The sequence below is a fragment of the Ensifer sp. Root423 genome, from assembly GCF_001426275.1.
Taxonomy (GTDB): domain Bacteria; phylum Pseudomonadota; class Alphaproteobacteria; order Rhizobiales; family Rhizobiaceae; genus Ensifer; species Ensifer adhaerens.
Window position 1 is genome coordinate 431,137 of sequence record NZ_LMEG01000023.1, and the last position, 11,970, is coordinate 443,106.

General features: G+C 62.5%; 10 protein-coding genes and 1 pseudogene. 8 read left to right on the forward strand and 3 right to left on the reverse strand.

What is annotated here, in order from left to right; translation table 11 throughout:
* The first annotated feature begins 18 nt into the window (after positions 1 to 18).
* From ASD01_RS21460 to ASD01_RS21480, 5 genes and pseudogenes are all read left to right on the forward strand, one after another.
* Positions 19 to 549 (forward strand): sigma-70 family RNA polymerase sigma factor, encoded by a 531-nt coding sequence (locus ASD01_RS21460; protein WP_060529059.1) that lies wholly within the window; start codon positions 19 to 21, stop codon positions 547 to 549.
* Positions 542 to 1,303, forward strand: coding sequence for an anti-sigma factor family protein (locus ASD01_RS21465; RefSeq protein ID WP_060529058.1), 762 nt, complete (start codon positions 542 to 544; stop codon positions 1,301 to 1,303). Before ASD01_RS21460 ends, ASD01_RS21465 begins: the two co-directional genes overlap by 8 nt.
* Positions 1,304 to 1,313: 10 nt before the next feature.
* On the forward strand, positions 1,314 to 2,030 hold the full coding sequence (locus ASD01_RS21470; RefSeq protein ID WP_034790478.1) for a Bax inhibitor-1/YccA family protein: 717 nt from the start codon (positions 1,314 to 1,316) through the stop codon (positions 2,028 to 2,030).
* 27 nt (positions 2,031 to 2,057) lie between these two features.
* Positions 2,058 to 2,624, forward strand: coding sequence for a DUF2076 domain-containing protein (locus tag ASD01_RS21475; protein WP_060529057.1), 567 nt, complete (start codon positions 2,058 to 2,060; stop codon positions 2,622 to 2,624).
* 401 nt (positions 2,625 to 3,025) lie between these two features.
* A pseudogene (locus ASD01_RS21480) lies at positions 3,026 to 3,907 on the forward strand (TerC family protein); the annotation flags it as partial.
* 43 nt (positions 3,908 to 3,950) lie between these two features.
* Here the strand turns inward: ASD01_RS21480 and ASD01_RS21485 are convergent.
* Positions 3,951 to 4,964 carry a 2Fe-2S iron-sulfur cluster-binding protein gene (locus ASD01_RS21485; RefSeq protein ID WP_060521146.1) on the reverse strand — a complete coding sequence of 338 codons (1,014 nt, stop codon included), beginning with the start codon at positions 4,962 to 4,964 and terminating at the stop codon, positions 3,951 to 3,953.
* Between the two features lie 466 nt (positions 4,965 to 5,430).
* On the opposite strand from ASD01_RS21485, the gene ASD01_RS21490 reads away from it, so the two are divergent.
* The 3 genes from ASD01_RS21490 (at position 5,431) to ASD01_RS37300 (ending at position 10,397) form a co-directional block, all read left to right on the forward strand.
* Positions 5,431 to 6,693, forward strand: coding sequence for an efflux RND transporter periplasmic adaptor subunit (locus ASD01_RS21490; protein WP_060529056.1), 1,263 nt, complete (start codon positions 5,431 to 5,433; stop codon positions 6,691 to 6,693).
* Entirely contained in the window at positions 6,690 to 9,869 is a 3,180-nt protein-coding gene (locus ASD01_RS21495) for an efflux RND transporter permease subunit (protein WP_060529055.1), read from the forward strand. The genes ASD01_RS21490 and ASD01_RS21495 overlap by 4 nt, the downstream gene beginning before the upstream one ends.
* A 405-nt stretch (positions 9,870 to 10,274) precedes the next feature.
* Positions 10,275 to 10,397, forward strand: coding sequence for a hypothetical protein (locus ASD01_RS37300; RefSeq protein ID WP_255380984.1), 123 nt, complete (start codon positions 10,275 to 10,277; stop codon positions 10,395 to 10,397).
* Positions 10,398 to 10,450: 53 nt separating this feature from the next.
* Here the strand turns inward: ASD01_RS37300 and ASD01_RS21500 are convergent, their stop codons facing one another.
* Both ASD01_RS21500 and ASD01_RS21505 read right to left on the reverse strand, forming a co-directional pair.
* A complete protein-coding gene (locus tag ASD01_RS21500) occupies positions 10,451 to 10,717 on the reverse strand; it encodes a hypothetical protein (protein WP_143106266.1) in 267 nt (88 codons plus the stop codon).
* A gap of 328 nt (positions 10,718 to 11,045) precedes the next feature.
* Positions 11,046 to 11,936: a LysR family transcriptional regulator gene (locus tag ASD01_RS21505; RefSeq protein WP_060529053.1), complete on the reverse strand. Its 891-nt coding sequence runs from the start codon at positions 11,934 to 11,936 to the stop codon at positions 11,046 to 11,048.
* Positions 11,937 to 11,970: the final 34 nt, after the last annotated feature.

Here is an 11,970-nt window from a genome sequence, read left to right on the forward strand (position 1 = left end):
GGCTCCGTATATGCGGGTATGGAATCGAAAAAAGGCGCTTTCGACGTTATTGGGCAGCTGGCCGCGCTGCGGCGCTACGCGCGTTCGCTTGCGCGCAATTCGCCCGACGCAGAAGATCTCGTTCATGATGCCTTGGTGAGAGCCTACGAGCGGCGCTCGACGTTCCGGTCGGGAGCGAACCTTCGAAACTGGCTTTTCGCCATCGTTCGCAACGCCCATATCGACCGCGTACGATCGGCGATGTCGCGCGGCCAGCGTGACAGCCAGACGGCGCAGGAAGCCGTGTCATCCTACCCGGCCCACCAGGAACACAGCGTCCGGCTCGCTCAGGTTCGCGAGGCGTTCATGCTGCTGCCGGAGGAGCAGCGCGAAGCCCTACATCTGGTTGCTGTCGAAGATCTCTCCTACCAGGAGGCCGCCGACATACTCGACATCCCCGTCGGGACCTTGATGTCGCGCGTCTCCCGCGCACGAGCAGCGCTCAGAGATTTCGAAAGCGGACGGAGGAAGCCTAACCATCTGAAGCTTGTCGGAGGCGACAATGACTGACGTCGATACGATTACCGATGGCGATCTCGACGCCTACATCGACAATCAGCTCGACGCGACCGGTCGGCTGCGGGTCGAGACCTGGCTTGCCAGGAATCCGGATGCGGCGGCGCGCGTCATGGCCGACCTCGGCATGCGCACCACGCTCAAACTGGCGATGACGTCGGATGTCGTTGCCGGTCGTCCAGAGACGCGCGAGGCGGCCCGGCGCCTTTCTTCTGGGCTTGCGAATGCGCGCGTTTGGAACGCGCTGCAAAAGGTTGCGGCGGTCGGCTTGATGGTGTCGGTCGGGTGGATTGCCCATTCGGCGGTCGGCCCGAGCGAAGTCAATGCCTCGGCCCATCCGCCGGCTTTCGTGGAGCACGCCATCCGCGCCCATCAGACCTCGGTCGTCAGGGCTGGAATGCCGTCGCAGCCTGAGGTTCAGACCTATGACCGGGACGACATTCGTGCCGCGACCGCCATCGTCATGCCGGAGCTCCCGAAGGGCTGGAACGTCGTCGATGTCCAGGTGTTCCCCTCGGAATTCGGACCCAGCGTCGAGATGAGCGTCAAGACCGACGCGGGCACGGTCATTTCACTTTTCGCCGGCAGGCCCGGTCGTTTCGCGGTCGAACCCGTGAAGGATCTCAACCTTTCCAATGCCGAGGCTGCCTGGTGGCAGGTCGGCGAGGTTGCCTATGCCGTCGTTTCAAGCAAGCCGGGCATCGGCCTCAGCGACGAGGCCGAGCTTCTCAAGAACTCACTTTACTGAGGAAACCTTCATGTATCAGAACCAGAACCGCTTCGGCGGCATGAGTCAGGCTTCGGCCGCCGCCCTCGACGAGGGCCTTCGCCAGCACATGCTGCGCGTCTTCAACTATATGGGCCTCGGCCTCGTCGTGACGGGCCTTGTCGCCTTCATCGTCGGCACCACGCCGGCGCTTTACGTGCCGATCTTCTCCACGCCGCTGAAATGGGTGGTGATGCTGGCGCCGCTCGCCTTCGTCTTCTTCTTTTCCTTTAAGATGCATTCGATGTCGGCATCCTCGGCACAGATGACCTTCTGGGCCTTCTGCGCCGTTATGGGCCTGTCGCTCGCTTCCGTCTTCCTGGTCTTCACCGGCGCCAGCATCGCCCGCACCTTCTTCATCGCCGCCACCATGTTCGGAGCGACGAGCCTCTACGGCTATGTGACGAAACGGGACCTCGCGAAGTTCGGTTCGTTCATGATCATGGGTCTGATCGGCGTGATGATCGCCTCGATCGTCAACATCTTCCTCGGTTCCAGCGCCCTTCAGTTTGCCGTCTCGGTGATCGGCATCGTCGTCTTCGTCGGTCTGACCGCCTGGGACACGCAGAACATCAAGGAGCAGTATGCCGACAACTTCGACCAGGAATCCCAGCAGAAGCTGGCGGTCTTCGGCGCTCTCTCGCTCTACCTGAACTTCGTCAACATCTTCCAGCTGCTGCTGAATTTCACCGGCCAGCGCGAAGAGTAACAGTCGCCGATATCAAGGACATATCTTATGGATCGCAATGATCAGCAGGCCATAGACGGCCTGTTCTCCAAGCTCGCCCAGGCGGAGCGCCAATCCGCTCCGCGCGACGCGGAAGCCGACCGCTTCATTCAAGAGCGGATAGGCCAGCAGCCGGGCGCGCCCTATTACATGGCGCAGACGATCGTCGTACAGGAACAGGCACTGGAGGCGGCTCAACGCCGTATCGAAGAACTGGAAGCGCACACCGCACAAATCCAGCAGCGCGGCGGCTTCTTCTCCTCGATGTTCGGCAGCAACGCTGCTCCTCAGCGCCCGGCGCCACAACAGGCCGGGTATGGCCGTGCGGCCCCGAGCTCGCCATGGGGCAACCAGAGCCAGGCTTACGGCCAGCCGATGCAACAGCGCACCGGCGGCGGCTTCCTCGCGGGCGCCGCGCAGACCGCAATGGGCGTCGCCGGTGGCGTCCTGCTCGGCAATGCGATTGCCGGCATGTTGGGTGGTAACGAGGCCCAGGCCGCTCAACCAGCCGCCCCTGCCCCGGAGCCGGAAGCGCCCGTTGACGACATGGATTTCGGCGGCGACGAAGATATTTGACGCCGCTTTTGGCTTCCGGGGACCATCCCCCTCCCCCGGAAGCCAGCCTTCCCTCAGAGCCAACCCTTTCTCATGATCCCAGCTGCAACAAGCCCACCGCCTGTCCCCCATCCGGTCACGACGACCCGCCACCTTGTCGGTCGCGCAGGGTGGGCGGAGTTCGGCTTGCTGTTTGCCGCCCGCTCCATGGCCTATCCGACAAGGCGGACCACGCGGCATGCCTGACGACGCCGACCCTGACCAACGTTCATCAGACCCCTCAAGCGCGGCTCCGCTGAAGCGGTTTCGCGGTCACCTACTTTGCGCCCGCAACCGTCGACCAGACGGGCGGGCGACGCTTTTTCTTTTCCCATCAACAATAGAAGGATTGGCCTTGCCTTGAGGGCTGGCCTTTAAACCCAATGATGTTCGAATGGATGTCTGATCCGGCCGCCTGGGCGGGTCTCGCCACCCTCATCGTTCTCGAGATCGTGCTCGGTATCGACAACCTCGTCTTCATCGCCATCCTCGCGGACAAGCTTCCAGAGCATCAACGGGAAAGAGCCCGACTGATCGGCCTCGGACTGGCGCTGGGCATGCGTCTCGTCCTGCTTGCCTCGATCGCCTGGATCGTGACGCTGACCACTCCGTTGTTCACAGTGCTCGGCGCTGAGATCTCCGGCCGCGACCTGATCCTTCTGTTCGGCGGCCTGTTCCTTCTGTTCAAGGGGACGATGGAGCTGCACGAGCGCCTCGAGGGCCATGCCGGTCACAAGGAAGGCAAGGTGGAGCATGCGGTCTTCTGGCAGGTCCTCGTGCAGATCGTCGTCCTCGATGCCGTCTTCTCGCTGGACAGCGTCATCACCGCCGTCGGGATGGTTCAGCATCTCTCCGTGATGATGATCGCGGTCATTGTCGCCGTCGGCGTGATGCTGCTTGCGTCCAAACCACTGATGGCCTTCGTGTCGAAACACCCGACCGTCGTCATCCTCTGCCTCGGCTTCCTGATGATGATCGGCTTCTCCTTGATCGTCGAAGGGTTCGGTTTCCATATCCCCAAAGGCTACCTCTATGCGGCAATCGGCTTTTCGGTGCTGATCGAGGCCTTCAACCAGATCGGACGCCGCAACCGCGAACGCTTCATGACGACGGGTGACTTGCGCGAGCGTACGGCAAATGCCGTTCTCTCCCTCCTCGGTCGACGCAAGAGCGAGACGTCGCTCGGCGAAACGGCCGATGTCATCGCGGAGCGGGCGACGGAGGACGAACTGTTCACGCCCAGTTTCGCTGAGCTTCCGCCAGGCTGAGATGAAGCAGTTGCGCCGCCGATTTTGCGCCCGAGAGCGGCTATTCCGCCGGCTCGGGCGTGAAAAACACGTCGGCATGCATGTCTGAGCGGTTCAGGCCGCGCGCAAACGCAACCTCCATTGCCGCATCCACCATCGGCGGCGGGCCGGCGACATAGGCTTTCCATCCGTCGAGGTCAGACAGATCCTCGGCCACTGCCTCCGTCACGAATCCACGGCGGTATCCTGCCGAATCCGCCTCCGACAACACGGCCTGGAAGACGAGATTGGCGTGCCACTCGGCGAGCGCGCGAAAATGATCGACGAGGTAGAGATCACGCTCGCTGCGTGCGCCGAAGTAGAGATGGATCGGCTGCTTCAGGCCGTGGGCAAGGGCGGTTTCGACGATCGATTTGATGGGGGCGAGGCCGGAGCCGCCGGCGATGCACAGGATCGGGCCGGAGTGGTTCTCCCGCAGATAGGAGGATCCCATCGGGTATTCGAGGGTCACCTTGTCCCCGGCCTTCAGAGCGCCGTGCACATATTGCGAGGTCGCTCCGCCGACCACGTGGCGAATGTGGAACTCCACCCGGCCGTCGCCATGCCGGTTGGCCATGGAATAGCTGCGGGCGGGGACCCCGTCGAAACTCACCTGTGCATATTGTCCAGCGACGAAACGAGAGCTGCCCCCATCTTCCGCATCGATGCGCACCAGCTTGATGTCGTGCGTGAGGTCCTCCAGATGCGTAACGATGCCGCTTAGCCGTTGGGGCGTTTGGACGGCATCTTCTTCGCCGCCTCCGAGCCATGCCACGGCGGTGTCCGTTACCGGAAGCGCCCGGCAGGCAAGGATGAGACCGCCGGCTTTCTCCTCATCGGTGAGGGCGAAGGGCGAATGCTGGAGAAGCTCCACCTCGCCTTCGATCAGCCGAGACTTGCAAGCGCCGCACCGCCCGGATCTGCAGCCATGGGGGTAAGGAAGCTTGGCGGCGAGCGCAGCGTCGAGAATGGTCTGGTCGGCGTGCACTTCGAGGTTTGTTCGTGCCGATCGTATGTCTATGCGTTTGACGGTCATATCAAATGTTTCCTCACAGAGTTCGAATTCTCTCGCGGGCCGGTTCCTGACGGCGGCAAGCGAAAATGCCCGCAGGCTGCGGCTTCCAGCGCTGGTAAGGTCAAGGGATATCGGATCACCGCCGACGTTCTCAGTTTCGGAGATTGGAATGCGAGGCGAACCTGGACCGATCGCCTAGTGGGACTCTCGGCGCGACCACATGACGGTGGCGTGGCGCCAGCAAAGAGCACAGCTCAGTCGTGGTCGGCGGCCCCCGCCTGAGTGCCAGCCGCGGGGAATACACAAGACGAAAATCCATATTTGCCAATCTCTTATCGGCAGAACCTGACCATTCGTATCAGGGTGAGCGAAAGAAGTTTCAGGAGGTCTTGACCTTTCCATCGTTGGAAACCGCACCTTCGCGATGAACTGATCGCTGCCGTGGCCGCTCCGGCCGCAAGCGTGAACAAAATGAAGGTGAACGAGAATGAGTAAAAAGGCCGCCGCCCTGTTCCTAGCCGGTATCGCAACCGTTGGAGGGCTTGCGCTTGCCGACGGCGATGGAATGGGAACCTTCGCCAGCGGGCTTCTTGGGCTTGCCTCCTCGACCAGTGCGTCGGAGGCAGTCGCGGCGACCGGAACCACGGGTGCGCCCATGCCCAAGGTTCCGGTCGCCGAGGTCATCACGCGCGAGGTTGCGCCAGCCGTAGAGTTCACGGGCCACTTCGAGGCGGCAAAATCCGTTGAACTGCGTCCGCGTGTCGGCGGCGCCATCGACAGGGTGAGTGTTCCCGAAGGCGCTCTCGTCAAACCGGAACAGGTCCTGTTCCAGATAGATCCGCGACCGTTCCAAGTCGCCCTGGACGCCGCCAAGGCGCGGTTGAAACAGGCGATCGTTCTGCTCGATCACGCCGACATCGCGTTCCAGCGCGCCAAATCCCTGGCTCCGAACGGGACCGTGTCGCGCAAGACCTATGACGATGCCGAGGCAGTGCGGCGCCAACGGCAGGCCGAGGTCGAAATCGCCAAGGCGGCAGTGGCTGCGGCAGAGCTTGATCTCTCCTTCACGCGCGTCGCAGCCCCGATTGGCGGGCGGGTCGATCGTGTCCGGGTGACCGAGGGCAACCTTGTTTCAGGCGGCAATGCGGGTGCCGGCACGCTCCTCACCACCATCGTCTCGACGGACCCGCTCTACGTCTACTTCGACATCGACGAAGCGACGTTTCTCGATTTTGGCGGGCGAGCGCGTCCTGACAAGGGAGAAGGCGGAACCGAGAAGTTGCCGGTCGGGATTGGCCTCATGACGGATGCCGGTTTCCCCCATGCCGGTGTGCTCGACTTCATCAGCAACCAGGTCGAACGCAGCACCGGCACGATCCGGGCCCGCGCGATCGTCCGGAATCCGGATGGACTGCTGGCCCCGGGCCTCTTTGCTCGGGTGAACCTTGTGACGGCCCAGCCAGCCCGCACCGTTCTGATCGACGATCAGGCGATCGGTACCGACCAGGGTCGCCGCTATGTGCTGACGCTGGGCTCGGGGAACAAGGCCGAGTACCGGCCGATCGAACTCGGTCCGATGATCGACGGCTTGCGTGTCGTCGCAAGCGGTCTCAGGCCGGGTGAGAAGATCATTCTCAAGGGTCTCGTGCGCCCTGGTATGGAGGTTGACCCGCAGACGGTTTCGATGGTGTCGGGCGAGGCGGCCGAAGGTGACTTAGCGGCCGCCGCTTCGCAGGAGGCGCGTCGATGAACATTCCACGCTTTTTTGTCGACCGCCCCATCTTTGCGGTCGTTCTCTCCGTATTGATGCTGATCGGCGGTGGCCTGACCCTCCTAAAGCTGCCGCTCAGCGAATATCCCCAGGTGACGCCGCCGACCGTGCAGGTGACCGCAAGCTATCCGGGTGCCAGCCCCGAAGTGATCGCCGAAACGGTGGCGGCTCCGCTGGAGCAGGTGATCAACGGCGTCGAGAACATGCTCTACATGAGCTCGCAGGCCGCAACCGACGGGCGCATGACGCTGACGGTGACCTTTCAGCAGGGCACCGATCCCGACATGGCGCAGATCCAGGTTCAGAACCGGGTTTCGCGCGCGCTTCCGCGTCTGCCGCAGGAAGTTCAGCGCATCGGTGTCGTGACGCAGAAGACCTCGCCCGACATCCTGATGGTCGTGCATCTGGTTTCGCCCGATGACCGCTACGATCCTCTCTACCTATCGAACTTCGCGACGCTGCAGGTCCGCGACCAGCTCGCGCGCCTGTCGGGTGTGGGTGACGTGCTCGTCTGGGGAGCCGGCGAATACTCCATGCGGGTCTGGCTCGATCCGGCCAAGGTCGCGGCGCGCGGATTGACCGCTTCCGACGTGGTTGCTGCAATCCAGGAGCAGAACGCTCAGGTGGCCGCCGGCTCCGTCGGCCAGCAACCGGATGCCTCGGCAGCGCTGCAGGTCACGGTCAACACGCTCGGCAGGCTATCCAACGAAGAGCAGTTCGGCGCCATCGTCGTCAAGACCGGCGCCGATGGCCAGGTCACCCGGCTGCGCGACATTGCCCGCATCGAGTTGGGCGCCGACTCCTATGCGCTGCGCAGTCTTCTTGACGGCAAGCCGGCGCTGGCGCTGCAGATCATCCAAAGCCCCGGCGCCAACGCGCTCGACGTGGCGAGCTCCATTCGCGCCACGATGGAAGACCTGCAGAAAGGCTTTCCTGAGGGCATAGAGTATCGCATCGCCTACGATCCCACCGTCTTCGTGAAGGCCTCGCTGGAGGCCGTGGTGATGACGCTACTTGAAGCGATCGTGCTGGTCGTCATCGTGGTCGTGCTTTTTCTTCAGACCTGGCGCGCGTCGATCATCCCGCTGGTTGCCGTGCCGATCTCCTTGGTCGGCACATTCGCGCTGATGTACATGTTCGGCTTTTCGCTCAACACGCTGTCGCTGTTCGGCCTGGTGCTCTCGATCGGGATCGTGGTCGACGACGCGATCGTCGTCGTAGAAAACGTCGAGCGTCACATCGCGCTTGGCGAAACGCCGAAGGAAGCGGCGCGCAAGGCCATGGACGAGGTGACCGGGCCGATCATAGCGATCACGTCCGTGCTCTCGGCCGTGTTCATTCCGTCAGCGTTCCTATCCGGCCTGCAAGGCGAGTTCTATCGTCAGTTCGCCTTGACGATCGCAATCTCGACGATCCTGTCCGCGGTCAACTCCCTCACCCTTTCCCCGGCACTTGCAGGCGTGCTTCTGAAGCCACACCACGGCGAAGTGAAGCGCGATCTCCTGACGCGCGTGATAGACGGCCTGTTCGGCTGGTTCTTCCGGCTCTTCAACCGGTTCTTCGAGCGCGCTTCGAACGCCTATGTCTGGTCCGTGCGCCGCGCCGTCAGGTTCAGCGCACTCGTCCTTCTCGTTTACGCCGGCCTGGTCGCCACGACATGGCTGGGCTTCCAGACCGTGCCGAACGGCTTTGTCCCGGCGCAGGACAAATACTACCTGGTCGGCATCGCCCAATTGCCGACGGGAGCCTCGCTTGACCGGACCGAGGCGGTCGTCAAGAGGATGTCGGAGATAGCCCTCGCGGAACCGGGCGTCGAAAGCGTCGTCGCTTTTCCGGGGCTTTCGGTCAACGGCATGGTCAATATTCCCAATGCCGCTGTCATCTTCACGATGTTGAAGCCCTTCGACGAACGGAAGGATCCCTCCTTGTCCGCATTCGCGATCGCAGGTCGCCTGATGGGTAAGTTCAGCCAGATACCCGACGGTTTTGCCGGCATCTTCCCGCCGCCGCCCGTCCCGGGTCTCGGTACGACCGGCGGTTTCAAGTTCCAGGTCGAGGACAGGGCCGGTCTCGGCTTTGCGGCGCTCGCCGAAGCGCAGGGCGCGATCATGGGCAAGGCGATGCAGACGCCGGAGCTTGCCGGCATGCTTGCAAGCTTTCAGGTGAATGCGCCGCAGGTGCAGGTGGACATCGACCGGGTGAAAGCCAAGTCTCAAGGGGTGCCGCTCAACACCATCTTCGAAACGCTGCAGGTCAACCTCGGTTCTCTCTACGCCAACGATTTCAACCGCTTCGGCCGGACCTATCGCGTGGTGGTCCAGGCAGACGCGCCATTCCGCATGCAGCCGGAAGACATTGGCCGGCTGAAGGTGCGCAACGCGGCGGGCGCGATGATACCTTTGTCGGCGCTGTTGACGGTCAAGCACAGTTCGGGACCGGATCGCGTCATGCATTACAACAGCTTCCCGTCGGCCGATATCAGCGGCGGCCCGGCGCCCGGCTATTCGTTCGGCCAAGCAACCGCAGCCATAGAACGGATTGCGGCGGAGACGCTGCCACCCGGCATGACCTTCGAATGGACGGATCTCGCCTATCAGGAAAAGCAGGCCGGAAACACGGCGATGTACATTTTCCCTCTGTCTGTCCTGCTGGCGTTTCTCATTCTCGCCGCCCAGTACAACAGCTGGTCTTTGCCGTTCGCCGTGTTGCTGATCGCGCCTATGGCGCTGCTTTCCGCAATCGCAGGCGTCTGGTTTACGGGCGGAGACAACAACATCTTCACGCAGATTGGCTTTGTTGTTCTCGTGGGGCTCGCGGCCAAGAATGCGATCCTGATCGTCGAGTTCGCGCGAGCGAAAGAGGATGAAGGCGCCGACCCTCTGTCCGCCGTGCTCGAGGCGGCCCGCCTTCGGCTCAGACCGATCCTGATGACGTCGCTTGCCTTTATCGCAGGCGTCGTTCCGCTGGTGATTGCAACAGGTGCAGGCGCAGAGATGCGCCACGTCATGGGCATCGCCGTCTTTGCCGGCATGCTCGGCGTTACCTTGTTCGGCCTCGTATTGACACCGGTGTTCTATGTCCTGGTGCGGAAGTTGGCGATCCGGCGGGAAAAAGGCCGAATCCCTGAAGGGGCGTCGCTGGCACAGCGAGCCTAAACCAACCATAACCATCGCACGCGGTCATGTCGGGAAGCCAGATGGCCACGTGCGATGCCTCCCGTCCGAAGGCAAATCCGATCGGCCTGGCGAACTGAGCGCAAGTGCAAATAGTCGTCAGGTTTGCCGGCTAGGGCGCACCTGGTTTCCAGTCGCAAACCGCAGGGCTCACGCAAACGTGCAAGGACGTGACCGGCAAAGGATTGCATCGGGTCGAAACCCTGCTAACACCCGGCTCCTCAAGCACCGCGTTGGAAGATCAGCAAGCGGTCGACGTCGGAATTTCGAGTGGGCGCTGCTTTGCCTGGCGCTCTTCGTTGATCCCGACCGAGCTGTCTCCCATATGCGACGAGCCCGGCCTCTCCTCCCGGCGGGCTCGACAACAACGACCCAGGAAGAATAAAAATGAACAATAATGGACGCCTATCGGGCAACTCCTTCGCTGCGCATAACCTGCGCGATCGCCTGGCGGCCGACGGTCTAGCCTATCTTGTCGCGCTGATGCCCGTATTCCTGTTGCTCTGCTAAGCTCGACTGCCGCGTTTCAGGACGCCTGTCGTGGACGCGCTCCGTTCGCGGCCTCAAAGCCACCTTCGGCGCAAGAAAGATCCCCATTCGGCTTCAATTCTCAGCTTTCGGAGGCGATCGCCGCTTGTGACGTGCGCGGCGTAGGAATTGGTAAAGGTGACGAGCAGGATGCGCGCCATCTTCGGATCCCCTTCGGTTCGCTCAAGTTTGTCGGCGATCTCTCGGTAGAGAGCTTCGCTCGACGTGGGCTCGGCGATACGCCGTTCCGCCATCTCTAGCATCCGTTCGACAAAGGCGAGATCGATCACATAGGCCGGCATCGATTTTCCGATCATGATGATGCCCCGCTGCCTGCAGAAGAGGTCCGGCATGGTGTCTCGTGCGTTGGAACGCACGGGCGGTCCGTCTGAGAGAAGGTGGGAGTCCGGGGCGTGTCCTGTCCTGTTCGGAAAAGTATCATGCTCCATCTCCTTCTCACGCTATAGGCCCGGAAAGGATCGGGCCGAACGATATCCCTATGGGAGCCCAACCGCCAAAGGCGCGAAGAGTTCCAAGGGAAAATCAATCTTTGCGATCAAAGGCCGCCTTCGCGCGACGACGCCAAACGCATGGAACGGAGCGCGTGAGGCTACCGGCGCGTTTCTAAGGTCAATGCGAACCGCTCGAGCCCAGATGCTCGAACAGGTCTCGCGCCGGCGGGGACAGTTCCTCTTCCGCGCGCACGCATACGGACAGCCGCCGCGTCGCCCAGTCATCAGCAAGGCGCACGAACGCGGTCTTGGCAGATCTGCCGCCGCGCCGTGCCGCCGTCTCCGGCATGATGGCAAGGCCGACACCCGCCGAAACCATGTGACACATGCCTTCGAAGCTACGCATGCGCGAGCGCATCTTCAGCGTCAGCCCCAATCTCCGAGCTTGTGCATCGATATGGCTCTGCAATGCGCCATCTGCCAAGCCGACGAAAGGCTGGTCCGCAATGTCGGCGAAGAGTGCTCGCCTGCGTGCCGCGAATACGTGATCGCGTGGGATGACGACGACGAGCCGGTCGACGGCAAAGGGACGCAGTTGCAGGCCGCCAGTATCGACCGCGTCCGAAAGAATGCCGATCTCCACGAGGTCGGCGGCGACGGCTCTCGCAATCTCGATGCTTTGCCGTTCCTTCAGATCGACGTCGATCCGCGGATGCGCCGTCATCCAGGCGCCGAGCCGCTGTGGCAGAAACTCTGTGAGTGCGGCCGTGTTCACCGCAAGCCGGATTGTTGCTCGAAGGCCATCGGCGTGTTCACCAAGCTCGCCGCGCATCCGCGCCATCTGGCGCAGGATCAGCCGGGCGTGATGCGCGAGCGCTTCTCCGGCCGGTGTCGGCTGCACCCCGCGGCGACCACGTTCGAGCAGTTTGACTTTGCCGATCATCTCCAGGTCGCGCAGACGTTCACTTGCCGCCGGCAACGAAAGCCCGGCATCCGCAGCACCATGGGTCATGCTGCCGGCATCCACCACGGCAAGAAACAGACGAAGGTCGATAAGATCGAAACGCATGCAAAGGAGGCTAACGGAAAAACAGCCTTCGGAC

What these genes read in the sequence shown, in the direction of transcription:
- ASD01_RS37300 (WP_255380984.1), top strand. Translation starts at nt 10,275, where the DNA reads ATGAACAATAATGGACGCCTATCGGGCAACTCCTTCGCTGCGCATAAC.
- ASD01_RS21505 (WP_060529053.1), bottom strand. Translation starts at nt 11,936, where the DNA reads ATGCGTTTCGATCTTATCGACCTTCGTCTGTTTCTTGCCGTGGTGGAT.
- ASD01_RS21495 (WP_060529055.1), top strand. Translation starts at nt 6,690, where the DNA reads ATGAACATTCCACGCTTTTTTGTCGACCGCCCCATCTTTGCGGTCGTT.
- ASD01_RS21475 (WP_060529057.1), top strand. Translation starts at nt 2,058, where the DNA reads ATGGATCGCAATGATCAGCAGGCCATAGACGGCCTGTTCTCCAAGCTC.
- ASD01_RS21490 (WP_060529056.1), top strand. Translation starts at nt 5,431, where the DNA reads ATGAGTAAAAAGGCCGCCGCCCTGTTCCTAGCCGGTATCGCAACCGTT.
- ASD01_RS21485 (WP_060521146.1), bottom strand. Translation starts at nt 4,964, where the DNA reads ATGACCGTCAAACGCATAGACATACGATCGGCACGAACAAACCTCGAA.
- ASD01_RS21470 (WP_034790478.1), top strand. Translation starts at nt 1,314, where the DNA reads ATGTATCAGAACCAGAACCGCTTCGGCGGCATGAGTCAGGCTTCGGCC.
- ASD01_RS21500 (WP_143106266.1), bottom strand. Translation starts at nt 10,717, where the DNA reads ATGCCGGCCTATGTGATCGATCTCGCCTTTGTCGAACGGATGCTAGAG.
- ASD01_RS21460 (WP_060529059.1), top strand. Translation starts at nt 19, where the DNA reads ATGGAATCGAAAAAAGGCGCTTTCGACGTTATTGGGCAGCTGGCCGCG.
- ASD01_RS21465 (WP_060529058.1), top strand. Translation starts at nt 542, where the DNA reads ATGACTGACGTCGATACGATTACCGATGGCGATCTCGACGCCTACATC.